The following is a 24747-nucleotide window of genomic DNA, read 5'->3' on the forward strand; positions in this document are numbered from 1 at the left end:
GGCTCAATAGGCGATTCGGGGAGGTAAGGAAAGTAGGGAGTCCAGCAAAGTACTCAGCAAAGCTTTACCCCTCGTCTTAGCATTATGGACAAACTCAAAGAAGCTCAAATACAAAGGTAGCTTTTCTTGAGATATACCGCGATGAGGTCGTAGCCAAGAGCGCAAAAGCGACCAAAAGCCTTCCATCGTATTGACATGAACTTCACAAAAGCCATCATCATCTTCATCTCTGGCATATTCTCCCGCACCATGACAAACAGATTTGTGAGCATAGCCCCAATCTTGTAAAGGGTTGTAGATAGCATATTCGTCAGTGTAAACCATAGTACCAAGAGTAATCGTAGCTTTAATCAGAGGCTCAATAGTTCGTTGTTGCACGTTTTCTAACATGCGAATTACCACTTCACCACCGCGCTGAATCATGCCGAAGATGGGTGGTTTTTCTTTTTCAAGTGTGTCCCCCGCCCCCGAACCCCCTTGAGGCGATTACGCCTTCCTTTGCGCCCTTTTTTTTAACTTCTTCGGGTTTGCCTTTGTGTCCTGCTGTCACATATACCTCGTCACACTCGACTGAGCCAGATAAGTTTACTTCAGGCTTGCCTTGGTCAATACCTTCTCGCAATTGGGTGGTCATATCTTGCACCACATCCTTGTCTAGGTCTAGTTCTTGGGCAATTTGTCGATTCGAGAGATTTAATCCCATCAAATACAGACACAATATCCACATCCGTAGTGGTTGATGATGTCCTGCGAATATTGTGTCGGTTAGATCGTCAAAGTTGGCATTGCAAGTTTTACACTGGTAACGTTGGCGGGCAGGTTGCGTTTCATCTTTCCCACGCTTGATCACCTCTGAGCTTTTACATTTTGGACAGCATACTCCTCTTGTCCATCGCGTCTGACGCACTGTTTCGTAACATTTTTCATCATCGATTAGATGGGTTAAGTTCACACTCAGCATAGTGATCGCTTCTTTTGGTTTTCGCTACAATATTATCAATTTATTCCTTTCTTTCACCTCCCCGAAATACCTATTGAGCCAAAAGATTTTGTAGATTTCAACACCGTAGGTGTTGAAATCTGCAAAATCTTAGGGTTGCGATCGCAAGTCGTTGCATAATATACATTCTGGATATCTTCCTTAATAAAGTCTGGAGTTTTTGCCCCACTCTAGCAATTAGTTATTGTTGAAACCATTGAAGCCAGCCATGCCCCAAACATTGTCCGAAACAGTCGCATTCAATTTAGATAAGTATTTACGCGATCTCAAACCAGAGGTTGAGGCAGCCCTTGATGCTTCGATCGCAGTTACTTATCCCGAAAAAATTTATGAATCCATGCGCTACTCGCTGATGGCTGGTGGCAAACGGTTACGTCCAATCTTATGCCTTGCTGCTTGTGAGTTATTAGGCGGCGATCGCACCTCGGCAATGCCCACCGCCTGCGCGATGGAGATGGTGCATACCATGTCATTGATCCATGACGATCTACCAGCAATGGACAATGATGATTATCGGCGCGGCAAACTTACTAATCACAAGGTTTATGGGGATGACATTGCGATTTTGGCGGGAGATGCCTTACTTGCCTATGCCTTTGAATTTATTGCTGACCAGACAAAGGGCGTACCTGCGGGGCGCATTTTGAAAGCGATCGCACATCTTGGTCATGCTGTCGCCGCAACAGGTTTAGTCGGTGGTCAAGTTGTCGATCTAGAATGTGAAGGCAAGCCAGATGTGACGGCTGAAACGCTCACCTTCATTCATATCCACAAAACAGCCGCCTTGCTAGAGTCATGTGTCATCTGTGGAGCCTTACTAGCAGGTGCAAATGATACCGACATTAAGCGTCTATCCATCTATGCTAATAATATTGGTTTAGCTTTTCAAATCATTGATGACATCCTTGACATTACCGCGACTTCTGAGCAACTTGGCAAAACCGCAGGCAAAGACCTCGCCGCCCAAAAAGTTACTTATCCTAGCTTATGGGGGATCGAAGCCTCACAGCAAAAAGCACAGGAACTGGTAGAACAAGCTAAGGCTCAACTGATCAGTTATGGTGATGCAGCCTTACCTCTAATGGCTCTTGCCGATTACATCACTGCCCGAAAAAATTAAACCTAAATCTCACAATATTCTTTGACCTCTTTCTTTCCCCTAATTTTTGCAATTGATATGAACCTCCATCCTGTTGGCGAAATCCTCGATAACCAAGTTCTGCTAATTGCTCTATGTTCTAGCCTGACTGCCCAAATACTCAAACTATTTATCGAGTTAGCTCAATTCCGACAACTCAGATTCAAAATAATGTTTGAAACAGGAGGAATGCCTAGCTCTCATTCAGCTTTAGTCTCGGCACTAGCTACAGGTATTGGTCGAACTCAAGGATGGGACACACCTCAATTTGCGATCGCTACAGTCTTCGCATTTATCGTCATGTACGATGCCGCAGGCATCCGTCGCGCCGCAGGTAAGCAAGCCAAGGTTCTCAATCAAATCATGGTGGAAGTGTTTGAAGAAGAACATGATCCTCTCAAAGAGTTATTAGGTCATACGCCAGTCCAAGTTGTTGCTGGATCAATCTTAGGTATCTTGCTTATGTGGTGGTTTCTATAGCATCAGCAAGGTGAGAGGCGGCGCTTTGCGCCGCCTCTCACCTTTTTAGTTTATGATCGCTAATAAAGAACAACTTAACTATATTTATTACTATTTGAAAGTAGTTATGAGAGAATAAAATTAGGTTAACTTCTGCTTAAATTTTCAAGAAATATCAGGAAATATTAGGAGCTATCTAGATATGGGACAAACTAACGACAGATCAACAAAAGCATCATCTTTAGTAAATCCTACATCTCTAAATCTGCAACCTAGACCATTCGCTCCATTGGAGTCAGAAGAAAAAGATGAGGCGATTTCACGAAAGTCTGGATATACAGAAAATTTCTTAGAAAAAATAATTAATACTCCAAGCTCAGAAGCAACAACACCAGTCCAAAGAAAGTCTGGAAATCGCTTGAAAGCGATCGCTGTTGAGAGCATGGCGATCCAATCAAAACCTTCAACTAATATAGCCTTACAAAAACAACCAATTCAAAAACAAGAATCTGTAGAAGAAGAAAAAAATGAAGGAGAACAAGAAGAGGGAAAAGAGTTCACAATGAATCCTGAACCTCCACCAATTCAACGGAAGTTTGGAAATCGATTGAAGGCGATCGCTGCTGAGAGAATGAATCCCGAACCAGTACCAGTGCAAAGAAAGTCTGGAAATCGATTGAAGGCGATCGCTGCTGAGAGAATGGCGATCCAAGCAAAACTTGCCATTGGCGAGCCAAATGACAAGTATGAACAAGAGGCGGATGCTACTGCGGCTAGGGTAGTTCAACAGATTAATTCGTCAGCTAATTCATCAACTAATGCATCAATTACTTCACAAAATCAGCCAATTCAGCGGCAAGAGTTAGAAGAAGATGAAGAATTGCAAATGAAACCTTTAGTTCAAAGGAGTGAAAACATTGGAGGAGGTGAAGCATCAACTGATTTAGAATCATCAATTCAAAGTGCGCGGGGTAGTGGACAGTCACTAGATGCAAATCTGCAACAGTCGATGGAACAAGCGATGGGAGCAGACTTTAGTGGCGTAAAGGTACATACAGATTCGCAATCTGACCAATTAAACAAATCAATTCAAGCCAAAGCTTTTACTACAGGACAGGATCTATTCTTTCGGCAGGGGGCTTATGAACCAAGTAGTCGAGGTGGTCAGGAGTTAATTGCCCATGAGCTGACTCATGTGGTGCAGCAGAATGGTAACATGGTTCAAAAGAAACCCACGACGACCACTCCACAAGTACAAGCTACTGTAAAAACAAAAGCCGATATCCAAAGAGATGGTGATGAAGCGACTAGTAAACCCGCAGAAGAACCTGCAAGTAAAGTCGATGAACTACATCAAGGTGTAGGCAAAAAATTTATGTTTAAACTCTACGAAGATGCAGCAGTTGCTAAAGTAGAGTTCGATCCGATAGTCTCTAATATTGCTTCTATTACAAATGGCGCTGCAAAAATACCCAAATTAAAAGACCAAAACACAGCAGTGGCAAAGAGTGAAGGCGAATATGGTGGAGATCATTCTCGACTTGTCGATATATGCCGAGCTTCAATCATTTACAATAGCTATCGCGATTTGATGCTAGGGCTAGGTAAATCCAAGGAAATGCTTACTCTTGTTCGGGAAAAAGATCGATTTGCCAAGCCAACTCCTGCAGGATATCGAGACATCTTATTGAATGTCAAACTCTCTAACGGTCATATTGCCGAACTTCAATTGCATTTACAGCAAATAATGGATGTCAAAAATGGAGTTGGGCATAAGCTTTACGAGGAGGTGCGCTCAATTGAACGTGCGGCGAAAGAGGCAGGAAAAGCCTTAGATCCAGAGGAAACAGCTAAGGTCGATCAACTTCTCCAAGAGTCAAGAATTCATTATGATGCTGCTTTGGAAAAGTCGCAGAGTGCTGATGAAGCTCCTTCAACATAGCATAGAAGGTATAGAGAATTAAGGCTACAGCTTAATTCTCTATACCCTTACTGAATCTAATTTTTATAAAATCAAAATAGAGTAGAGGAAACAAAATGGATTTGCCTATGTATTTTATTGTTGGAAGAAGACCCGTTAAATTAATCAAGCCAGACGCAGGCGGAATGGATGTATTAGCATATAATTGGGAAACAGGAGAATTCCAAAGAGAAATGGATTATTTAACGACTGTTCTGATGGGAGAAGGCGATGTAGATCAGGTTTCCGAGCAGGAATTTAGTCAGCTTGTGATGGAACTACAAAACGAAAAATAAAGTGCGATCGCCGATCTAGTAGGTTGAGTTAAAATGATCGCTGAATAGTCAGTCTTATTACTAACAATTCATTTAGGATTGCCGATGTTACGCTATTACTTTTTATCTGGCGCGATCGCATTACCCATATATTTGTCGTTAGTCCAAACCGCGATCGCAGATCCTGTTGGGCAATTATTAGAAACTAAAGCTTGTCCAGAATGTGAGCTAAGCAATGCCAATCTTTCTGAGGCAAAGCTTAATGGTGCTAATCTGAGCTTGGCAAAAATGCGGGCTGCTAATTTACAAAAAGCCAATTTGATTGGCGCAAATCTGATCGGTGCTTACTTAAAAGATGCAAATTTTCAGGATGCAAATTTACGCTGGGCAAACTTTACGAATGCTGACTTAGAAAATGTTGATTTTCGAGGCGCGGATTTGAGAGGGGCAAAGTTTAACGCGGCTTTATTAAAAGACTCTAATTCTCAAAAAAGTATTTTTTGTCGCACGATCATGTCCGACGGCAAGCTCAATAATCGCGATTGTCGATTATCTGGCGATTAAACTTTTGGTGTCGCGGTGAAGCCGCGACACCATTTACTAGCGCAATCGCATGATCTCATTGACCCAACGTAAGCGTTCGGCATGGGTGAGGTTAAAAATATCTTCCCTTGACCAATGGAAGTAAAAAGCAATGAAGGCTACCTCTTCATACAACCTCTCCAAGGGGTAGCCTATAATTCCCCCGATGTAGTCACGTTTTGCGGTTGCAGTTGGCTAAATAGATTTTGGAAATAGACAAAGTCTGGCAAAAATAACTGCTCTAGTTGTTGCGCGGTAACTTGATGTAAGTTACCTAATTTGGCGATCGCCTGAGCCAGCAATAGAAATACGATATCTATATTGCGATCGCGGCTGGACAAGTCCTGCACGATCAGTTCATCTTTGGCGGTCAACAGTCTCATCTTTCCCTGAGCCTGTAATTCTCCATTAGCATCGATTAATCCTTTGGGCAATTTAAAATCAAATTCTTCTAGCATGTTTAGTTAAATAGATTAGGTAGGTAGGGTGGGCATTGCCCACCTTACTAATTTTTTCCTTTGCAAGGGGAGAAATAAAGAACCAATTTTTAGTATTGCGGCTTCGCCGCGCTACTAAAAATCGCTTCTTTATTTTTGGCTTGGTGGAACCTCAGAGGGGGTGAGTGTGCCGCCCGATCGCTGATTTATCCCAGTGTTAGGAGAAATTAACGGTGAGTCAATTTCAGGAACTTGCAGTTCAGGTGGTAACGCGATCGGCGGAGTCTGTTCCGATTTGGGCGCAGGTGGCGGCGCGATCGTTTGGACAATGAAAGATCGCATAATTATTTGTCCATCGGGGTTCGTCACTTTCAGGATATAGGTTACTTCTGCGGACTTCGGACTTAAAGGCAAAGCTAATTGCCCAACAGCAGCAATATTCCCTGGGGCAGGGAGTAGTTCGATTTTTGCCGAAGCCGAAGCCTCGACTTTCCAAGATAGAGTGAGGATTGTGGGAATATCGGGATTGAGATTGAAAGAATATTGCGGTAAAGCATCTTGTCCATTTACCTTTAGTTCAAGAATTTTGGCAGGGAAAGGCGCAATTTTAGTGACTTCAGTTTTTTTAGCGACGGGAACTGCCTTGGGATCGATTGGGGGCTTTCTAGGAACGATCGCTAACTCAAAAATATAGCTACTTGAAGCCTTAGCCTCGGTAGGGACATTTTTGCAAATCATCTGATCGTTAGAAATCGTGCAGTAAGGGCGCAGCGATCGCGGTAAACCTTCAGTGACCAAAAACCGTAAAGGCGGACTCTTGACTTCTCCTTCAGGCGATCGCCCTACGAGGGTTAATTCCTTAACCTGACTAGAGTTGGATATAGTCCAGTTTAGTCTTACTTCGTTATCAAGATCGGGCTTAGGCTTGATTATTCTTGGTTTGATCCCGCCTTTGGCAATCCCAATTGCTGTGAAAAATACCTGCTTTTCCAAGATGATCGAGATCGAACTTGGCTCGGTAAAGTTGGCTGCTGAAGCAACATTAGCCACGCTAGAAGATGGCGGAGCAGCAGAATTACGAGAATTACTTGTCTCAGGAGCAGGGGCATTTTCTGAAGGTCTAGCTTGAGCAATGGGAGCAGATGAAGTCGTCGGCAAAACTGGCTTAGACTCAGTATAAAGAGGCTTAGTCGATGCTAACTCCAAAATCTCAGCTTGGGGAATCGGCTCCACTAAAATTTTCGTGGTTTTTGCTAATGGAATGTTTCTAGTTTTAGGATTCTTCGATGAGAGATTCATCTGAAAAATATACTGGCTGGGCTTACGTGCATCGGTAGGTACATTTTGGCAAAACAAGTCGCGATCAATTACACAATATTCCTTGAGTTCGGGCGGAATTCCCTTGCTAAAGTTATAAACCACAGGTTGACTGATCGCTTTCTCGTCGGCTGACAGTCCCTCCACCCTGATTTCACTTAATAACTCTGGATAAGTAACTCGCCAGCGTAAGTTAATTGCTTCATTTGCAGCTTCTCGATAGGTAGATGATTCAGAAGAAAACTCAACCACCTGTGGCACATCGGGTGGTCTAAAGAAGAACCACCAAATCAAAAACACAATTGTCCCAACTACCCCCAAAATACCAATGATCAGTAAAACGAACTGCCACCAAGGACGTGCTGGTAATAATAAATTGCTTGTGAAGCGATCGTTAGGTAGTAGCGCTCCCTGTTTATCTTCAACTTCGACAATGAAATTTAAGTAGCGATCGCTTAAAAACCTTGGCTTACATTTTTTCGTCGGTTCAATTTCGATATTGACCCTTGCCGTTCCATAAGGAGCTATTTTAATTTCTTCCATGGACAAGGTATAGATTAACAATCCATCTTGTTCAGGACTACTCGCTCTGAGGATTAGCTCACGGGCAATATTGCCATTACTTTTAAAGCGCATTTCATACAGGGAAGGCTCACGGACAACCCTTGTCCGCGATGTCACTAGTTGAATATCGAGTTGATAGGTGGGAAGAATCTCAAAATAGGCAATATCTAATAATGATAGCTCTGGATTGTTCTCCGAATGGATGCGAATAGTCGGCGCATAAATCCCTGCCCACACATCCATGGGCGGCTTGAAAATTACGGTAATATGTCCTTGGGTATCAGGATTAAGCGGCAAACCGTCGGCGGCTTCGACAATGCCAGCTAGGGCCAAGCCTTCGGGGTAGTAAATCGAAATCCATTTAGGATCTAGGTCGGGGACATTGACCCGAAAGCGATCGACTCGATCGGAGCGATTGGAAACAGATACGAGAACTTGCCAAATTTCACCCAATCGCATTGGATGCGGATTGTCAGAAGAGGTGCGCGGTAATGTAACAAAGGTGGGATCATTGACTCTGACCACCTCTTGAATCGCAGGAAGAACAATTACGCGACCTTTATATTGAATCGGCGTATGTTCTGGATAATGCTTGGGCGCATCAATAATTAAGGTGTAGTTGTATTCATCAGGGGGGGTAGTTGGTGGTACTTGGATTAGGAATACAACTTCGCAGCTTTGCCCGACACTCAAAGCCAAGCTTTCTGACGGAAAAGCGCACCAAGGATAAATCGAGCTAGAGTCTTTGTCGAGCGCTACACTGATCACTGCACTGCGATCGCCCTGATTGGTAACTGTGACGCATAACTCAAAACTCTCGCCCGTAGAGGTTGAGACTGTCCCCGAAGGATTGAGGATGATCGATAACGGTCGCAGTGACACTGATGTCGAAGACATCGAGTCTAAAGTTTCGGCACTTTGTTGACGACGAAAGTCAATCTCGTAATATGTCACCCCTTGCTCTTGTCGAGCTTCAATAAATCCTTGTCTGATTAAATCTGCAATCTCAGCACTTGTCTCTTCTAGCTCAGCCTCAATATATACAGCGATTACCTCCAACGTAGACTGCTGTTGGCGCATAATCCAATTAATAATTTGCTGCTGCCGCGTGGATAGGGTCAAGATATCCACCATATTTATTCCTGCATCTGTCTCGGTATTGCTGTTAGCGGCATTTGAGGCAAATATGGTTGGTTCACTCCTCATATTTTGCAGGATTTTTTATGAATAGGACAAAGGTTATAATTAAGAATACAGCCCAATGGATTGCGAAAGTTTAAGTAGTTATAAATTGTCAGTAATTATTAGGACTTACGCAAATATGGCTTAAAACCCACATTTCATCGTAGTGGCAATTCATGAATTACACCTACATTTCGTTCTTTTGCGTAAGTCATAATTATAATAATAAAAACTCTATTGATTAAAGCTCGCCAACGGCTGACTTGCATCAAAACCTCAAAATTGGTTTCATAAGATGATACAGCAATTTACAATTCAATAAAGCCATAATTTGTCTTAAGATGTGATGTCAAAAAACAGTGATAACCATGAATGAAGATGAACTTAGTCAACGCCTGAATCTGGAAATTGAGACAATGAGTGTCAACAAACTCACAGAAACAGGCAACCTCGCTGTATCAATGGGCCTAATCGCTGGACATGGATTTCACGGGGGGAAATATGAGATCTTGAGAAACGGAGAAGCAATCTTACTCCCTGTTAACGAAGCAGAAACCTATCTGGAGCAATTAATCAAAACAGTAACCGAAGAAGCATGACTGTATCGTTAAACACTTTGACAGATACTTCGATCATTACTGACGCTTGGCTAAAGCGCAGTCAAGACGATCTATTTGCGGCGATCGCTAGGATTCGCTTTGTTCTAGAGAAAAAAATTGCGGTAAAAAAAGGTGAGCCTTTTGAAGAGCAAGTTGAATCTACTCCACAGAAACAGCAAGTTGATGGCTTTCTCACCAAACTATGCAAAAGCTTTAGTCTGTCTGAATTTGAAAGAGATATTTTGCTGTTATGCGTAGGTCTAGAATTGAACCCAAGCTGGGGAGATCTTTGTGCGGAAATTGCAAACGATCCCAAGCAAACATATGCCACCTTTAGTCTAGCGATGTCAGTGCTAGATCATTCCGACTGGTCAGCCTTCTCACCAGCTTCAAAGTTACGTCGATGGCATTTAGTGGAAATTGGCGCGGGGAATGCGCTTACGGCTAGTCCACTGCGAGTCGATGAAAGGATTTTACATTATCTAATGGGAGATCAGCATCTCGATCAACGCCTACTCATGCTTTTAGAACCTATAATTGCCAATTCTGTCCAGATAGATTCCCATCAACAAGTTGTCAACCAAGCGATCGCTACTTGGTCAAGTGCTTCCAATGACAATCAATTAAAGCATTTACCTGTTTTGCAACTATGCGGTGAAGATGTTGCTAGCAAAATGGCGATCGCGTCTGATGTCTGTAGTAATCTCGAATTAACTCTGTATAAAATACCTGCTAACCTTCTACCCCATGATTTAAGCAATCTCCAGCTAATTGCCCAGCTATGCGATCGCGAATATTCATTGAATGATATTGCGCTATTGCTAGACTGCGATCGCGATGAAGCTCCCAATCAACCTCAAGATATGGCGATCGGCTATCTGATCGAGATTCTCCAATGTCCGATGATCATTAGTAGTCAAACTCGCCGCCGCCAGCATCAGCGAACGATTCTCACTTTTGATGTGCGATCGCCTTCTGTCGATGAACAACAGACATTATGGAAAGAATCTCTTAGCGATCTTGATAGTGAGATCAAAGACTCTCTTAATGGCTCCATTCATGAACTTGTTTCTTATTTCAATCTCTCCCCTACGCATATCTACAATGCTTCTCTTAAAGCCAAAAGCACACACAACCCAGAATTAAATCACACCTTCCATCAATCGCTTTGGGAAGCCTGTCGCGCTCAATCTCGTCCGCGCCTTGATGAACTTGCCCAAAGCGTAGAGACAACGGCAACTTGGGAAGATCTGATTTTGCCATCTAAAGAAAAATTTGTGCTGCATGATATTGCCGCCCATGTACGCCAACGCTTAACTGTCTATGAAAAATGGGGATTTGCAGGTAGAAGTCGTCGAGGATTAGGGATTAGCGCTCTGTTTGCAGGCTCAAGTGGCACGGGTAAAACGATGGCGGCGGAAGTATTGGGAAATGAGTTACAGCTTGATGTCTATCGAATTGATCTAAGTTCCGTAATTGATAAATATATTGGCGAAACCGAGAAAAACCTCAAACGTATTTTTGATGCTGCGGAAGGTGGCGGCGTGATTTTGCTCTTTGATGAAGCTGATGCTCTCTTTGGGAAGCGTACCGAAGTTAAGGACAGCCACGATCGCCATGCCAATGTCGGAGTTAGCTATTTGTTACAAAGAATGGAGGCTTATCGAGGACTAGCAGTACTAACTACTAATCTCAAAAATTCTCTCGATCAAGCATTTTTAAGAAGGTTACGTTTCGTGATTCAGTTTCCTTTCCCCGACGCAGAGCAACGTGCGGAAATCTGGCGGAGAGCTTTCCCGACTCTCACCCCAACTCTTGAGCTAGACTACATAAAACTTGGTAAACTCAGTGTTGCGGGTGGTAATATTCGCAATATTGCCCTTAATTCAGCTTTTATTGCAGCAGATCACAATGAGCCTGTGCAGATGAAACATATCTTGCAAGCTGCAAAAATTGAGTATATTAAACTCGAAAAACCAATGATGGATGCGGAGACAAAAGGATGGGTATAGGCAAAACTGCGATCGCTATTTCTACGCTCATCGCCATAACTACAGCAACATCCGTAATTGCCGCCAATCAAAGCCATGTCGATCAACTGATCAAAACCAAAGAATGTTCAGAGTGTGACCTGCCCGATGCCAGACTCGCGGGAGCCGACTTGATCAATGCAAATATTCAGGATGCCGATCTTCGTAAAGCCGATATGCGCGGGGCTAAGTTAGATGGCGCAAAGTTTATGCGATCGAATATGTTGGGGGCAGATCTGCGCTTTGCTTTGTTATCAGGCGCTGATTTTTTGAAGGCGAATTTGTTGGAAGCGAAACTCGAAGGCGCAAATCTATTTCGAGCCAATCTCAAATATGCCAACCTTGAACGCGCAATTCTTAATCAAGCTTCTTTAAAAAATGCTGATTTACAGTTCGCGAAACTAATCGGTGCAAAAATCGATGGTGCTAATCTCGAAAGTGCCAATCTATCCCTAGCCGATCTCGAAAAAGCCGACCTCTCCAATTCGCGTCTAAAACGAGCAAATCTTCGTAGAGCCAATTTTAGCGAAGTGAATCTGACAAGAGCGAATCTAGAAGGAGCAAGCTTAGAGGGAACTACCTTTGCGGGAGCGAATTTATTTCATACGGATCTGCGATCGAGCAAAATTGATAGCGATACATTTTTTGATCCAAAGTGGTTTCTGGTCTGGAAAATTGTCAATCAGCGCGTGGAAGGACAAACTCTAGTGGCGGCGGATTTGTCGGGTGGGAATTTTGAGAAAGCCAATCTCGCAGGCGCAAACTTAGAGGACGCGAACTTCACAGAAGCCTATCTATTCATCACGAATCTGCGACGGAGTAATCTTGTGCGTGTCAATTTTAATGCGGCTAATTTGCGCTATGCCGACCTGACCAAAGCGAATCTTACTGAAGCCGATTTTGCGGGAGCGCAATTGTCAGATGCGAATCTCGAAGGAGCGAATCTTCGCCTTGCTAATTTGCGAGAAAGCATCATCAATGAAGAGACAATTCTCGATCGCAAGTGGCGTACAGTCTGGGAGATCGTCAATCGTGGTGGTGAAGAGCGGAATCTTACTAAGTTTGATTTGTCAGGAGCAAATCTGCGCTTAGCCCGCCTACGTGGTGCGAGACTAGTTGACGCAGATCTGAGTCAGTCTGACCTACGAGGTGCAGATTTTGTTGGGGCAAATTTACAACGCGCAAATCTGTCTGGCGCAAATCTCACGGGTGCAAATCTGAGGGGTGCAGTTTTGCAAGGTACAAATTTTTGCGGTGCAACATTGACCGATGGAACTATTGGTAAATGTAAATAAAATAAGTAAATGTCGGCGTGAAGCGCCGACATTTACTTATTCGGTGATCACTTTTTTGGCAACGATCACTAGCCACGATTGGTTTTTGATCGCAACTCCAGTGGGGCGATAATAATGCCTCAGAATTTGAAATTGGGCTTCTAAAAGTTTTGGTGCTAGGGTTTCATATTCCCAGCCACTCACATAGCGATAACCCGTAGGTCTTTCGGAAAAGCCTTCCTGATTGCCTCGCACCATCGACATCACTAAGACTCCGCGATCGCATAAAGCATTATGCAAATGCTTTAGCACCCGTAACATATCGGCTCTGGGTACATGGATTAATGAAGCATTGGCAAAGATCCCATCAAAGTTATTACTGGGTAAATCTAGGCTTAAAAAACTCTGCTCCCATACAGGACAACCAGCCACCTGTTTTGCCATTTCCACAAATGAGGGAGTGGCATCTAGTCCCGTTACTTCGTGCCCCATAGCCTGAAATGCAACTAGATCTCGTCCAGGTCCACAACCCAGATCCAAAATCTTACCTGGCACTCTAGGCATAGCTGCGATTAGAGCTTCACGATTTTGAGATACATCATGATCCCATGTGCCGACACGATATGACTCGGCGGTAAGTTGATATTCTGCGATCGTGATCTGTTCGTGTTTTTCCATGCTGTAAATTAATCTTTAGTAGGGTGGGCAATGTCCACCCTACCCTATAACTTTTGGCAGATTCGCACTACTAATTATTCACTGGGAAGGGAGTATGAGCAAAGTTAAAAACATTATATTGGTTCATGGCTTTTGGGCTGATGCGTCTTGCTATAGTGAAATTATTCCGACACTGTTGGCGGAAGGCTACGAAGTTCTTGCAGTTCAAAATCCATTAACATCACTCGCGGATGATGTTGCTGCGACGAGACGTGCTATGGATCGCTTCGAGGGGAACTGTATTTTGGTTGGTCATTCATGGGGAGGTTTTGTGATTACCGAAGTCGGCAATGACCAACGAATCTCTGGCTTGGTGTATATTGCTGCGCTTGCTCCTGATATTGATGAATCTATGATGGATTTAATGAGTAAATATGGAACCCCTTCCCCGCATTTTCAAGAACAAAATGGTTTTGTGTGGATTTCTCAAGAAGGTGTCGAACAGATTTTGGCTCATGACCTTTCGGCAGAAAGAAAGGCATTAATCCATACGACGCAAACCCCTCCTTGTACATCATTACCAGCAGCAAAAGCAGGTAACCCAGCTTGGAAAGATAAGCCAAGCTGGTATATTGTGGCAAATGATGACAAAGCTGTACCGCCTGATTTGCAGCGTGATTTGGCTCAGCGGATGGGGGCAACGACGGTTGCTGTAGCATCAAACCACTTCCCAATGATTTCGCATCCTCAAGAGGTTTTAGAAGTAATCAGAGAAGCCACACGCTAAGACCTAAAAGAGAGTGCGGCGCGAAGCGCCGCACTCTCTTTTGGGTCTTAGCGAATAATAAATCAGGTTGCCACAAAAAAAATGGAGTAATTCAAATATCGGTATGCTAGGTAATGAACTATTAATTCTTTGTTGTGGAGGAGTCAACAAATGCTTAATGCTCAGCATTTCAACTTTGATATCTCAATTCTGTTGTTAGCGATCGCAATCATCATCCATACGATCTCCGAAGCATGGATTCCTGAATATCAAAAAGCCAAATCCGACTGGCGATCAGTTGTCTTTAATCCTGTTCTTTTTTGGGATAATTTACCTATTTTTATCGCTTCCATTGTTGCTGCTTTGGCTGACTGGAAATGGGCGATCGTGGGTGGTATTTTACCCGCAGTTGGCGTGACCCATCCCTTATTAGATCATCTGGGATTAAGCTGGAAAAATCAAAAACTCCGACCTGGCAGTTTGACAGGACTGTTATTGTTATTCCCCCTCAGCATTTGGAGTTATGCCCTGATTTATAATGAGCATATTCTTGCCTTGCATGAGCTTCTGATTAGTAGTGAGATCGGCTTAGCGATTTCCTTGTGGTTACTTTGGATGGTTGTCAAAACACCACAAGAAGATTGTTAGTTGTTCTAAAACCCAAAAAGGGTGAGGCGGCGCAAAGCGCCGCCTCACCCTTTTTGGGTTTTAGGCAAAAAACCCAGACAACTCGTAGAGCCGACGGAGAATTGCCATAATTTTTTTGTCGTAGTTGGTATCCTCAGCCCATCGCCCCGCAAGCTGCCCCACCAAAGGCGCAGTACCACGCTTAATTAAACTAAATCTTGGGTCAACTAGTGGCTGTACTAAAGGCTTGGCAGTCGCGTATGCCTTGAGATGTTGGATCTGTGCTCTTATACCAATGCGCCGATCGCTAAAGCTATCACCCCTAGCTCCATTACCGATCGCGCCAATACCACCAAAATTATTTTGTTCGGGTTGAACATCCCCATCAAATTGGAGAAACCCTGTTTCTAAACACATCTGACAAAAAGCGATGTCATAGTTAACGCCCTCGATCGCCGCTTCTTCACGATAGATCGCGGGTAAGTCACCGTAGAGATTTAAAGGTGCTTTATTTAGGCGTAAGAGGCGTAAGAGTTGGACTTCAGAAGTAGCACCATCGCCCATGATTCGATCGATTCTTCCAGTGAGGACGCGCGAACATAATTTTTCACGACTAGATGTTTTGGCAAAATCAGCAAAATCTTGAGCTTGAACAGCATTTTTACCGAGGCGATCCAATGAGAACAGCGCGATCGCCCCAGCCCCAAATTGAAGAAACTGCTTCCTTCTCATAACTGTTTTGCTCTGTTTGACTAATAGTTGACCCTGTTGTAATAAACGTTAAGTAAATTCTGCTGTTTTTGACAAGGGGGATTTGACGGATATTGGGTACGAGGGTCACTGCAACTACGAGGGTCTTGAGAGTATGCAGATGCACTACCAGCAAATGGAGTTAGCAAAGCGGAAGCAGAAAGAATAGACAGTAAAAACTTCATGACTTTAACCTTTGTTGTAAGTGATTTAATTTGGATAGCGCCTAAATATTTGAAGAACTTAACAAGCCCGTTGCTTGAGAAAGTTTGGTATATCAAGCTGAGCTTGATGACGGACTTGTGAATTGCTTGTGTAGCGAAGGTTTTCAGAAACAACAGAAATTAGCTCTGGGTCTTGCGTTGAGGCTTTAGCTAAGTCAAGAAACAAGCTTTCAATCTTTTGCATTGATTCAATGACGCGATGTTTGATCTTGATCCGATCAGCAGCTGACCAGAAGGATCGAGATTCTTCCAGCGAGCAGTCTGTCATCAGTAGCTCAATCTCATCTAGTAAATAGCTCAGATCGCTATCGCTATCTTGCTGCGTCTCGAATTCATGTTGTACCAACCGAGGCTGAAACTGATGTGCATAGATCGGCGGCGTGGGGAAAGCATCACTTTGCATATATCCTCCCTTATCGCTGTATTACTAAGTGAGGATAAACAAAACTGGTTTGCTGCGGCTGGCGGAGATCGCCTGTGCGTGCAGCTAAGTGAGTAGATAAGTGCAACTGAGGATATGGCAAGTCTGCTAACACCTCTAAAATGCGGCAAAAATCTCGCTGTTTCCTTCTGCCATTGAGAAATTGCGGCACTTCTGAAGAATTAGTGTCTTTTTGTAAGTATTGGCGAAGATTGGCGATCGCATTCCAAAAGCTACACATCTCCTCATAGGTGCAAGCCAATAAAAATGACTCGATCTCGGATAGTAACTGCGAAAAGCGATCGGCAATACTGGGTCGAACGCCAAATTGTGAAGTTTGGCGAGGATGACTCATTAAATTAAGGTGACGTTGGGGCAAATGATGGGGTGCGCTCATGTTTCAATGCCTCTACTTGTGAGGTTATATGAGGAAAAGTCGTTTTTTGTCGGAAAACAAGAATTTCCTATTGCTATATGTACTTACCAGTGATACAAGAGTTAAATATTTCTTTATGTGAGGGTAAGTGAGTTTAACGAGTGTCGCAAAGGTTTTGAAGGTGAATAAATCAACTAGATAACCTTTGTTCGCAATTAGCATACAATCCAAATCTCAATTTGCACACCAGAAAAAATAGTATTTTTTGTCAGTAAATACATGAATAAAATCAAAAAATACTGATTAAGAATATGACTAAAATTTTGCATTTAAATAACGTAAAAATAGTTCACTATTGATTTACTAATTTATAAATTGCAATTGCATTAATTCAAAATATTTCTCGTTTAAAAGATTCTTACTTAGGTCGCTAGTATTTTGTAGAAAGTCAAAACAAGATAATTAAATATTTTGTTTGCAAAAACAATAATTTATGGTTAGATTAGCTGCACTTGACGCTTGTCTAATGTCTATAAAGCATTATCTATCTTGATACATCAGAAAAGACAAGAAAAAATTGGTACATATCTAGACCAATGTCAGACTAAATCAGGATCTGGCAAAAAGTTAGATAAATCTATTGCAAACACAAAAAAATATGTTATTTATCTAGCGTGAAAAAACAAGAATATGTTTATTGATTCATCTGTAATTGCTTTAATTAGTCATCACATATAGGTGATTAATTTAATTACTAGATAACGTCAGGCAATAAGACAATTTCAAACAAGCGATCGTTATTTAGATTGTTTGTTTGAGTTCTGAAATTTAAATTCTAAAGTTCAGCCCTGCTTTCGCCATTACTAATCCGATACCGAGACATTCACTGAGACATTAATTGAGAGGAGTTACGAGCATGACGACGATGACTATTGAAGACGCGATCGCAATTGTTGATGCGGCTTTACAAAACAAGCGCTTAAGCAACATTCAGGAGCAAGTATTTCGCCAAACATGGGATGGCAAGACTTATTCTGAGATTGCTGAGGCTTGCGGATATGATTCTTCGTATATTCGTGATGTTGGTTATCGTCTGTGGAAAATCTTGTCAGATGCTTTTGCTGAAAGGGTTACAAAGCACAATCTACAAGTCGTGTTGCGGACTCAATCTAAGAATTTTCTGGCTCAGGCTAACCAACAGGAGCCGATCGCTCACAATCCTCACAATCCTTTGAGTCTAGTCAATCCTCACAATGCTGAACCGATTGCTATTGATGTGAATGCCAAGCGCTGTGATTGGGGAAATGCGATCGATACATCAATTTTTTATGGTCGCACCCAAGAACTTGCTACGGTCAATGATTGGGTAATCAGCGATCGCTGCCGTCTTTTGGGAGTATTCGGTATGGGCGGTATTGGTAAAACTGCCTTTGCCACCAAGCTTGCGGAACAGGTGCAATCAGAATTTACGCTGATCGCTTGGAAATCACTTCGCAATGCGCCAACTGTTGAAACGATGCTTGCGGAATTGGTCAGCTTTTTGACAAATCAAGTGATCGCGACTTTGCCTCAAGATCTAAACAGTCTCTTGGGATTATTCATTCCTGCTCTGAAGCAATCACGCTGCTTGATTGTGTTGGACAATGTAGAGTCAATTCTTCGCAGTGGCGAAATTACGGGGCAGTATAGCGAAGGCTATGAAGGCTATGGCGAGCTATTCCGCCAAGTTGGGGAAGTCCGTCATCAAAGCTGCTTAATTCTGACTAGCCGCGAAAAACCCCATGATGTGTTGCCTCCCGATAGCAGCGATCGCATGGTGCGTTCTTTGCAATTGGCTGGCTTAAAAGAAGAAGCGCGACAAATGTTTCAGCCAGAATTGGCGAGCGCTTCGGCAACTCGGAAATTGATCGACTTCTATTGTGGCAATCCCCTCGCGCTGACAGTAGTATCGCGTTCGATCAACAGCATGTTCGATGGTGACATTCAAGAATTTCTCGATCAAGATGCAAATGTGTTCGGCGATATTCGTTACCTTCTCGATCAACAGTATGGTCGCCTTTCAGAACGCGAGCAACAGGTGATGTATTGGCTAGCGATCGAGCGTGAACCAATTACCACCGACAATCTGCGCCAAGATATCGTGCCAATGATTTCCAAATCGCAAATTCTGGAATCGGTGATTTCTTTGCGCTGGCGATCGCTGATTGAGAAGAATACCAACAGCTTCACGCAGCAGCCTGTAGTTATGGAATATATGACCGATCGCTTGGTCGATATGGCTTACCATGCGGCAATCGAGCGTAGTCCCGAATTCTTGATGAGTTATGCTCTCGTCCAACATCGCGCCGAAGACTACATTCGCGAAACCCAGATTCGTCATATTTTGCAACCACTTACCAATCGACTCTTGGCCTACTATGGCACTGTCGATACTTTGCAGCGCGAATTGCATAGCTTGCTTGAGACTTTACGAGATCGGCAAACGGCGATCGGCTATGCCCAAGGCAATATCATGAATCTCCTGCGTGCTTCTCAAACTGACCTCACTAAAAGCTTTTGTCGTTTCCCTGAGCGGGTAACTGAGCATTCTGACCTACAAATTTTAGAGAGACTACTGGAAAGCGATCGCGCGGGTGGACTTGCCACATGGGATCATCGTATTCCTTGGGCAAATAACCCTCTTGCTCAACAAACTTCCGAATCGAAAACCCAAATCCGCAGTAAAAATCTTTATTATCAATGGACAGAAGGTTCTCTCGAACAGTTGCAACAGGAACTGAAGCAACAGCCTAAATTCCGTAAGAAGTATCATGCTTGGTTGAACGAGACCGAATTTGCCGCGATCGATGCTGATTTTGAAGCGGTGAAAATTACAGATACGCTCAATCAACCCGTTGATGCAAGATTGGTCTTTATCAATGAGGTGAATATTGTCGAGCCGCCCGCAGGTTTGCCAACACCAAGCGATCGCCGCGCTCAGGCGAGAAAAAACAAGCAAGAGTTAAGAGCCAATCGTTCTAAAAAGCTTGGTTAAATAAGAAACCATTTATGAACTTGCTTTCTTCGATTCTTAAATGGTTAAATAAATAAAGAAAGCTTCCCAAAGGGAAGCTTTCTTTATTTATTTAATCTCTTCCAGCAAATTTGCTAGGCGGGGATATTTTGACATCAAGCCGAAGGTTTCTGGAGAGACGATGTCATAGGTGAAATGTCGCTGGGCAATGCAAAAGCGATCCCAAGCGGCGACTTCAATGCGGAATAATTTGATGACGGTATCGATCAGGAATGGATTTAGTGCAAATTGCCAGCCAACTTTTAAATTCAAATATTCACAGAATTGAGCGATTAAATCCTCAGCAGTTAATTTCTGCATTCCTAAGACTAGACGCGCAGGAGACTGTGGAACTGAAGGAGAAGTAAGAAGATGCGTAACCACTTGGGCAATATCGATCGCATGGACAAAATGGAAGCTGCCTTCAGCTTTTAAAAACCTCGCATAAGGGACATATTTCAGAATATCTTTGAGTCCCTTAGAAAGATGGGAATAAGGCTTGTCAGCAGCACCACCAAAAACGAGGGTGGGGAAAACAGTAATTAGGCGATCGCGAATAGCTGAACTTTCCACAGCTTCAAGACAGGCATGTTTTGAAGCAATGTATGGTGTACCAATTTGTCCTGCTTTAGGAATAATCTGATTATGAGAATCTAGAATACTGGCTGTGGAAAAATAGATGGCACGTTCGCACACCTGCGGGTCGAGCATCGAAAATAGCTCAATGGTTTTATCGCGGTTAACGACAAAAGCCTCTTCTCCACCCCAAGCGGCGGCGGTACTGACGACGAATTCCATCGTGCGGAGCAAGTCTTTGTGATTACCGATATTCTGCATTGAGTCTTCGATAACATGCACGTTAGGGCGATCGCTAAGGTCAATTTGTAATTTATGGCGATCGCGCACTAGCAGATATAGGTCGTAATCAGTTTTGGCTAAAAGCTCCTCGATCAAATAATGACCAACACAACCACTCGCACCTGTAATAAAGACTTTTTTCGGCATTCTCTTGATAACTCTTGGATTTTAATAATTCCTTCTAAGCAGCTAGGCATAATTAAATATAAAACCCCAAAAGATATACCGCCCGCGCAGCGGGCGGTATATCTTTTGGTTCTGGTTTTTTAATTATGCCTAGCTGCTTACCTGTTTGTAAGATCAACATATCCTTCAGGACAAGTTGGGTTAGAAGTCAATTTGAACTTGGGGGGCATTTTGCGGGTTGGCTTTTGACTCTCACAAAGAAGCGAAATAGTCGTCAATTCTTTAGAATCGGCAGCGAGTGCGGTATAAACCAGTCCAGTATAAGATTTCAAGTTGTCTTTTTGGGCTAAGGCAATATTTTGTACGCCCTTTTTATTATCCAAAACTATAATTTGATATTTGTAGTTTTCAGTTACAGATCTTATGCCTAGACCTAGCTCATCCAGCTTGTTAGTAAAGTACTCTTTTTCTAAAAAGAAGGCTTGATGAGATCGATTCATGCCTCCAATATAGGCTTTGGCTTCACTTTGCCATGCGAGAGAGACTAAAGGAACAGCTTCAGGAAACTCGATATTTGCATCTAATTTTGTGTCATTGGAAATACGTGTTAATAGAAGTATATTCGGCATCAAGATGTTGCCGACAATCGCAGGTACATTACCTAATGAAGCATAAGCTCTCTGCGTTGCTCCAGGCATAAAGAGTTGCTGAAGAATTAGTTCGCCTCTTGAGTTAATTGAGAAGGTCGTTCTGGAACCAAAGCTACCCTGAAAAACATCCAGAAATATCTGTCCATTTACAGAATTAATTTGATATTCCGCTTTAACGGCTATTTTTTGTGTGGAATTAATCACATAAAGCTTACCTTCGGGTGTAAACAAGAAAGTGAGTGGCTCTGACTCACTGTTTAATGTTGTTAGCTGCCATTTACCTATGAGTTGTTTGGCTTCGGCGGGTAATTCGATTGGCTCGGCGGCGATCGCATTGCTGTCGAGATGCGCTACACCATTACGGGACGATGCTAGTAGTGCTGTGTTCACACCGATCGCGATCGCGAGGGCGATGGTTAATTGGCTGAGCCAGCGATGTGATGTGTTTTTAGGGGGAGTATGTTGCATAAGTACTTAGTATATATAAAGACCAGTGCTTGCCAAATAATTTTACGTTTTCTGGCATAAATGGCAAAAGATTTTGCTAAAGATCCTGAGTTTACTAAGCTTGCATTGTTGGATGATGAAGGTTAGTAAGATCTGAATAAATAGTGTTGTTTTTAAGTCTGCGTACTTGTTGAGGGTGCAATAAATATGACAACAGTAATTAAAAATCATATTGAGGTTACTCAAGGTGTTTGCGGCGGTAAACCTAGGATTGCTGGGCATCGGATTAGGGTTGAGGATATTGCGATTTGGCATGAACGGATGGGTTTGTCTGCTGATGAAATAGTCTCTCAATATCCAACTATCACGCTGTCAGATGTTTATTCTGCATTGGCTTATTATCACGATCATTTTCGAGGAATTAGACAACAGATCGCTGAAGATGAGGCTTTTGCTATGGAAATGAAGGCTAAAACGACTTCTCTTTTGCAACAAAGGTTGAAGGAGCGGTATGGCGGAATCAATTAATCGCCCCAACCCTAACCCAATTTTTTCCTTGAGTTCTTTAATGGATTTGTCTCTCTGTAAAGCCATGCTATTGTTAAGCCAGCATACTTGTCGGGGTTAAAGTAAATATGAAACTACGGGCGTTAATTCATTCAGCGGAGGAGGGTGGTTACTGGGCGGAAGTACCTGCTTTGCGTGGTTGTATCACCGGGGTGAGGCTTGGGAAGAGGTGATTTTAAATTTGCAAGAGGCGATCGCGGGTTGGTTGGCGGTTGCTAATGAGTGCTTGGATGGAAAAGACTCTAATCAATCCACGATGGATAAGCGGAGTCGCAGCCTGTACTACTTCCATAAATGATTTAGGATTGCTATAACACACTCTACGGCTATGGAAAATTTAAGTCAAAGTAGATTATCAGACACACCACAATCTCGATTTAATTGGGACAACTTGATCGCAACAATCGCTTTAAGAATTCGGCAATCTCTAGACTTGCCAACAATTTTACAAACAACTGCCGATGAAGGGCATCAACTGCTGGACAGCGATCGCGTGTTGCTTTACCAGTTTGCGCCAGATTGGAGCGGGCAGGTAGTAGTTGAGTCAGTATCTGAGCCTCGGTGGTCATTGTTAGATCGAGTGGTGCGTGATACTTGTTTTGAGGCTTGTTGGCTTGAACCTTATCATGAGGGAAAATATGCGGCGATCTCCGATGTTGCGACTGCAAACTTAAGCTCCTGCTATGCAGATTTTCTAAACAACTTTGAGATCAAAGCTAATTTAGTTATTCCCCTGTTGTGCGAATCTCAGCTTTGGGGCTTGTTAATTGTGCATCATTGCACCGTACCCCGTCAGTGGCAATCAGCAGAAATTGAAGGATTGCAGCAAATAGCTGTCCATGTGGGTATTGCTGTCCACCAAGCATTGTTGCTAGAGCAATTGCAAGTAGCAAAGGCTAATCTAGAAACTCAAGTAGCAGAACGAACAGTTGAGCTAGAGCAAGTCAATCAGCAACTTTTGGGAAGGATGGATGAGTGCAACCTGCAAGTTAATGAACTCGATCAACATAAAAGTCAACTAGCACAACTAGCCGTGATCGTCGAATCTTCTCAAGATGCGATCATGAGCAAAACTCTCGATGGGATTATTACCAGTTGGAATCAAGCCGCAGAGAGACTGTTTGGCTACGCGGCTGAAGAGATAATCGGCAAACATGTTACAGAGTTAATCCCACAGGAACGGCAATTTGAAGAAGATGTGATTTGTCGAAAAATATACCAAGGCGAACGAGTTGATACCTACGAAACCCAGCGTATGCATCAAGATGGGACGCTACTAGATGTCGCTTTGACAATTTCTCCAATTAAGGATGAAAATGGCGCAGTGATTGGAGCATCTAAAATTGCTAGAGATATTAGTGGTAGAAAGGCTCAATAGGTATTTCGGGGAGGTGAAAGAAAGGAATAAATTGATAATATTGTAGCGAAAACCAAAAGAAGCGATCACTATGCTGAGTGTGAACTTAACCCATCTAATCGATGATGAAAAATGTTACGAAACAGTGCGTCAGACGCGATGGACAAGAGGAGTATGCTGTCCAAAATGTAAAAGCTCAGAGGTGATCAAGCGTGGGAAAGATGAAACGCAACCTGCCCGCCAACGTTACCAGTGTAAAACTTGCAATGCCAACTTTGACGATCTAACCGACACAATATTCGCAGGACATCATCAACCACTACGGATGTGGATATTGTGTCTGTATTTGATGGGATTAAATCTCTCGAATCGACAAATTGCCCAAGAACTAGACCTAGACAAGGATGTGGTGCAAGATATGACCACCCAATTGCGAGAAGGTATTGACCAAGGCAAGCCTGAAGTAAACTTATCTGGCTCAGTCGAGTGTGACGAGGTATATGTGACAGCAGGACACAAAGGCAAACCCGAAGAAGTTAAAAAAAAGGGCGCAAAGGAAGGCGTAATCGCCTCAAGGGGGTTCGGGGGCGGGGGACACACTTGAAAAAGAAAAACCACCCATCTTCGGCATGATTCAGCGCGGTGGTGAAGTGGTAATTCGCATGTTAGAAAACGTGCAACAACGAACTATTGAGCCTCTGATTAAAGCTACGATTACTCTTGGTACTATGGTTTACACTGACGAATATGCTATCTACAACCCTTTACAAGATTGGGGCTATGCTCACAAATCTGTTTGTCATGGTGCGGGAGAATATGCCAGAGATGAAGATGATGATGGCTTTTGTGAAGTTCATGTCAATACGATGGAAGGCTTTTGGTCGCTTTTGCGCTCTTGGCTACGACCTCATCGCGGTATATCTCAAGAAAAGCTACCTTTGTATTTGAGCTTCTTTGAGTTTGTCCATAATGCTAAGACGAGGGGTAAAGCTTTGCTGAGTACTTTGCTGGACTCCCTACTTTCCTTACCTCCCCGAATCGCCTATTGAGCC

Annotated in this window: 22 protein-coding genes and 3 pseudogenes; 15 read left to right on the top strand and 10 right to left on the bottom strand. The window is 43.1% G+C overall.

The window, feature by feature from the left end; all coding sequences use genetic code 11:
* Nucleotides 1–3: 3 nt before the first annotated feature.
* Nucleotides 4–961: pseudogene (locus APA_RS25710) on the bottom strand (IS1595 family transposase).
* 247 nt (nt 962–1208) lie between these two features.
* Here APA_RS25710 and crtE point away from each other — a divergent pair.
* The 5 genes from crtE (at nt 1209) to APA_RS06835 (ending at nt 5396) form a co-directional block, all read left to right on the top strand.
* Nucleotides 1209–2120, top strand: coding sequence for a geranylgeranyl diphosphate synthase CrtE (gene crtE / locus APA_RS06815; protein ID WP_201321549.1), 912 nt, complete (start codon nt 1209–1211; stop codon nt 2118–2120).
* 57 nt (nt 2121–2177) lie between these two features.
* Complete coding sequence (locus APA_RS06820) at nt 2178–2618, top strand: divergent PAP2 family protein (RefSeq protein ID WP_142656398.1); 441 nt, start codon at nt 2178–2180, stop codon at nt 2616–2618.
* 181 nt (nt 2619–2799) lie between these two features.
* Nucleotides 2800–4539, top strand: coding sequence for a DUF4157 domain-containing protein (locus tag APA_RS25100; protein WP_236579431.1), 1740 nt, complete (start codon nt 2800–2802; stop codon nt 4537–4539).
* A gap of 95 nt (nt 4540–4634) precedes the next feature.
* On the top strand, nt 4635–4853 hold the full coding sequence (locus APA_RS06830) for a hypothetical protein (RefSeq protein WP_201321550.1): 219 nt from the start codon (nt 4635–4637) through the stop codon (nt 4851–4853).
* Nucleotides 4854–4937: 84 nt separating this feature from the next.
* Nucleotides 4938–5396: a pentapeptide repeat-containing protein gene (locus tag APA_RS06835; protein ID WP_201321551.1), complete on the top strand. Its 459-nt coding sequence runs from the start codon at nt 4938–4940 to the stop codon at nt 5394–5396.
* Between the two features lie 36 nt (nt 5397–5432).
* Here APA_RS06835 and APA_RS25585 read toward each other — a convergent pair whose 3' ends face one another.
* From APA_RS25585 to APA_RS06845, 3 genes are all read right to left on the bottom strand, one after another.
* Nucleotides 5433–5558 (bottom strand): DUF6760 family protein, encoded by a 126-nt coding sequence (locus APA_RS25585; RefSeq protein ID WP_307837208.1) that lies wholly within the window; start codon nt 5556–5558, stop codon nt 5433–5435.
* A gap of 8 nt (nt 5559–5566) precedes the next feature.
* Nucleotides 5567–5872: a hypothetical protein gene (locus tag APA_RS06840; RefSeq protein ID WP_201321552.1), complete on the bottom strand. Its 306-nt coding sequence runs from the start codon at nt 5870–5872 to the stop codon at nt 5567–5569.
* A gap of 129 nt (nt 5873–6001) precedes the next feature.
* Nucleotides 6002–8938 (bottom strand): hypothetical protein, encoded by a 2937-nt coding sequence (locus APA_RS06845; RefSeq protein WP_201321553.1) that lies wholly within the window; start codon nt 8936–8938, stop codon nt 6002–6004.
* A 344-nt stretch (nt 8939–9282) separates the two neighbouring features.
* Here APA_RS06845 and APA_RS06850 point away from each other — a divergent pair, with 344 nt between their 5' ends.
* From APA_RS06850 to APA_RS06860, 3 genes are read left to right on the top strand one after another with little or no spacing between them, the layout of a single operon-like run.
* Nucleotides 9283–9513 (top strand): hypothetical protein, encoded by a 231-nt coding sequence (locus tag APA_RS06850; RefSeq protein ID WP_201321568.1) that lies wholly within the window; start codon nt 9283–9285, stop codon nt 9511–9513.
* Nucleotides 9510–11525: an ATP-binding protein gene (locus APA_RS06855; RefSeq protein WP_201321554.1), complete on the top strand. Its 2016-nt coding sequence runs from the start codon at nt 9510–9512 to the stop codon at nt 11523–11525. Before APA_RS06850 ends, APA_RS06855 begins: the two co-directional genes overlap by 4 nt.
* Complete coding sequence (locus APA_RS06860) at nt 11516–12838, top strand: pentapeptide repeat-containing protein (RefSeq protein WP_201321555.1); 1323 nt, start codon at nt 11516–11518, stop codon at nt 12836–12838. Before APA_RS06855 ends, APA_RS06860 begins: the two co-directional genes overlap by 10 nt.
* 36 nt (nt 12839–12874) lie before the next feature.
* Here the strand turns inward: APA_RS06860 and APA_RS06865 are convergent, their stop codons facing one another.
* Nucleotides 12875–13495: a bifunctional 2-polyprenyl-6-hydroxyphenol methylase/3-demethylubiquinol 3-O-methyltransferase UbiG gene (locus APA_RS06865; protein ID WP_201321556.1), complete on the bottom strand. Its 621-nt coding sequence runs from the start codon at nt 13493–13495 to the stop codon at nt 12875–12877.
* A gap of 94 nt (nt 13496–13589) precedes the next feature.
* Between APA_RS06865 and APA_RS06870 the strand changes: the two genes are divergently transcribed.
* The gene (locus APA_RS06870) at nt 13590–14261 is read left to right on the top strand and encodes an alpha/beta fold hydrolase (RefSeq protein ID WP_201321557.1); all 672 of its coding nucleotides are present in this window, start codon (nt 13590–13592) and stop codon (nt 14259–14261) included.
* Nucleotides 14262–14411: 150 nt separating this feature from the next.
* Nucleotides 14412–14888 (top strand): HXXEE domain-containing protein, encoded by a 477-nt coding sequence (locus APA_RS06875; RefSeq protein WP_201321558.1) that lies wholly within the window; start codon nt 14412–14414, stop codon nt 14886–14888.
* 60 nt (nt 14889–14948) lie between these two features.
* On the opposite strand, the gene APA_RS06880 is transcribed toward APA_RS06875, so the two are convergent.
* The 3 genes from APA_RS06880 to APA_RS06890 all read right to left on the bottom strand — a co-directional run bounded on the left by APA_RS06880 (nt 14949) and on the right by APA_RS06890 (nt 16659).
* Nucleotides 14949–15599, bottom strand: coding sequence for a glucosaminidase domain-containing protein (locus APA_RS06880; protein WP_201321559.1), 651 nt, complete (start codon nt 15597–15599; stop codon nt 14949–14951).
* 261 nt (nt 15600–15860) lie between these two features.
* The gene (locus APA_RS06885) at nt 15861–16244 is read right to left on the bottom strand and encodes a hypothetical protein (protein ID WP_201321560.1); all 384 of its coding nucleotides are present in this window, start codon (nt 16242–16244) and stop codon (nt 15861–15863) included.
* Nucleotides 16245–16254: 10 nt separating this feature from the next.
* Nucleotides 16255–16659 (bottom strand): hypothetical protein, encoded by a 405-nt coding sequence (locus APA_RS06890; protein WP_201321561.1) that lies wholly within the window; start codon nt 16657–16659, stop codon nt 16255–16257.
* An 895-nt stretch (nt 16660–17554) separates the two neighbouring features.
* Here APA_RS06890 and APA_RS06895 point away from each other — a divergent pair.
* Nucleotides 17555–19672 carry an NB-ARC domain-containing protein gene (locus APA_RS06895; RefSeq protein ID WP_201321562.1) on the top strand — a complete coding sequence of 706 codons (2118 nt, stop codon included), beginning with the start codon at nt 17555–17557 and terminating at the stop codon, nt 19670–19672.
* A gap of 87 nt (nt 19673–19759) precedes the next feature.
* On the opposite strand, the gene APA_RS06900 is transcribed toward APA_RS06895, so the two are convergent.
* Together APA_RS06900 and APA_RS06905 are read right to left on the bottom strand one after the other, a co-directional pair.
* Nucleotides 19760–20695: an NAD(P)-dependent oxidoreductase gene (locus APA_RS06900; protein ID WP_201321563.1), complete on the bottom strand. Its 936-nt coding sequence runs from the start codon at nt 20693–20695 to the stop codon at nt 19760–19762.
* Nucleotides 20696–20832: 137 nt separating this feature from the next.
* A complete protein-coding gene (locus APA_RS06905; RefSeq protein ID WP_201321564.1) occupies nt 20833–21792 on the bottom strand; it encodes a type IV pilin-like G/H family protein in 960 nt (319 codons plus the stop codon).
* A 186-nt stretch (nt 21793–21978) separates the two neighbouring features.
* Here APA_RS06905 and APA_RS06910 point away from each other — a divergent pair, with 186 nt between their 5' ends.
* The 4 genes and pseudogenes from APA_RS06910 to APA_RS25720 all read left to right on the top strand — a co-directional run bounded on the left by APA_RS06910 (nt 21979) and on the right by APA_RS25720 (nt 24744).
* The gene (locus tag APA_RS06910; RefSeq protein ID WP_201321565.1) at nt 21979–22299 is read left to right on the top strand and encodes a DUF433 domain-containing protein; all 321 of its coding nucleotides are present in this window, start codon (nt 21979–21981) and stop codon (nt 22297–22299) included.
* Nucleotides 22300–22406: 107 nt separating this feature from the next.
* A pseudogene (locus APA_RS25715) lies at nt 22407–22636 on the top strand (type II toxin-antitoxin system HicB family antitoxin).
* A gap of 30 nt (nt 22637–22666) precedes the next feature.
* On the top strand, nt 22667–23716 hold the full coding sequence (locus APA_RS06915) for a PAS domain S-box protein (protein ID WP_201321566.1): 1050 nt from the start codon (nt 22667–22669) through the stop codon (nt 23714–23716).
* A gap of 70 nt (nt 23717–23786) precedes the next feature.
* Nucleotides 23787–24744, top strand: a pseudogene (locus tag APA_RS25720) (IS1595 family transposase).
* Nucleotides 24745–24747: the final 3 nt, after the last annotated feature.

It is taken from the genome of Pseudanabaena sp. lw0831 (genome assembly GCF_016584665.1).
GTDB lineage: Bacteria > Cyanobacteriota > Cyanobacteriia > Pseudanabaenales > Pseudanabaenaceae > Pseudanabaena.

Coding starts and splice junctions, on each gene's coding strand:
- APA_RS06875 (WP_201321558.1), top strand. CDS start 14,412: ATGCTTAATGCTCAGCATTTCAACTTTGATATCTCAATTCTGTTGTTA.
- APA_RS06895 (WP_201321562.1), top strand. CDS start 17,555: ATGACGACGATGACTATTGAAGACGCGATCGCAATTGTTGATGCGGCT.
- APA_RS06835 (WP_201321551.1), top strand. CDS start 4,938: ATGTTACGCTATTACTTTTTATCTGGCGCGATCGCATTACCCATATAT.
- APA_RS06840 (WP_201321552.1), bottom strand. CDS start 5,872: ATGCTAGAAGAATTTGATTTTAAATTGCCCAAAGGATTAATCGATGCT.
- APA_RS06870 (WP_201321557.1), top strand. CDS start 13,590: ATGAGCAAAGTTAAAAACATTATATTGGTTCATGGCTTTTGGGCTGAT.
- APA_RS06850 (WP_201321568.1), top strand. CDS start 9,283: ATGAATGAAGATGAACTTAGTCAACGCCTGAATCTGGAAATTGAGACA.
- APA_RS06900 (WP_201321563.1), bottom strand. CDS start 20,695: ATGCCGAAAAAAGTCTTTATTACAGGTGCGAGTGGTTGTGTTGGTCAT.
- APA_RS25100 (WP_236579431.1), top strand. CDS start 2,800: ATGGGACAAACTAACGACAGATCAACAAAAGCATCATCTTTAGTAAAT.
- APA_RS06915 (WP_201321566.1), top strand. CDS start 22,667: ATGGAAAATTTAAGTCAAAGTAGATTATCAGACACACCACAATCTCGA.
- APA_RS06910 (WP_201321565.1), top strand. CDS start 21,979: ATGACAACAGTAATTAAAAATCATATTGAGGTTACTCAAGGTGTTTGC.
- APA_RS06890 (WP_201321561.1), bottom strand. CDS start 16,659: ATGAGCGCACCCCATCATTTGCCCCAACGTCACCTTAATTTAATGAGT.
- APA_RS06880 (WP_201321559.1), bottom strand. CDS start 15,599: ATGAGAAGGAAGCAGTTTCTTCAATTTGGGGCTGGGGCGATCGCGCTG.
- APA_RS06845 (WP_201321553.1), bottom strand. CDS start 8,938: ATGAGGAGTGAACCAACCATATTTGCCTCAAATGCCGCTAACAGCAAT.
- APA_RS06860 (WP_201321555.1), top strand. CDS start 11,516: ATGGGTATAGGCAAAACTGCGATCGCTATTTCTACGCTCATCGCCATA.
- crtE (WP_201321549.1), top strand. CDS start 1,209: ATGCCCCAAACATTGTCCGAAACAGTCGCATTCAATTTAGATAAGTAT.
- APA_RS06820 (WP_142656398.1), top strand. CDS start 2,178: ATGAACCTCCATCCTGTTGGCGAAATCCTCGATAACCAAGTTCTGCTA.
- APA_RS06830 (WP_201321550.1), top strand. CDS start 4,635: ATGGATTTGCCTATGTATTTTATTGTTGGAAGAAGACCCGTTAAATTA.
- APA_RS06905 (WP_201321564.1), bottom strand. CDS start 21,792: ATGCAACATACTCCCCCTAAAAACACATCACATCGCTGGCTCAGCCAA.
- APA_RS06865 (WP_201321556.1), bottom strand. CDS start 13,495: ATGGAAAAACACGAACAGATCACGATCGCAGAATATCAACTTACCGCC.
- APA_RS06855 (WP_201321554.1), top strand. CDS start 9,510: ATGACTGTATCGTTAAACACTTTGACAGATACTTCGATCATTACTGAC.
- APA_RS06885 (WP_201321560.1), bottom strand. CDS start 16,244: ATGCAAAGTGATGCTTTCCCCACGCCGCCGATCTATGCACATCAGTTT.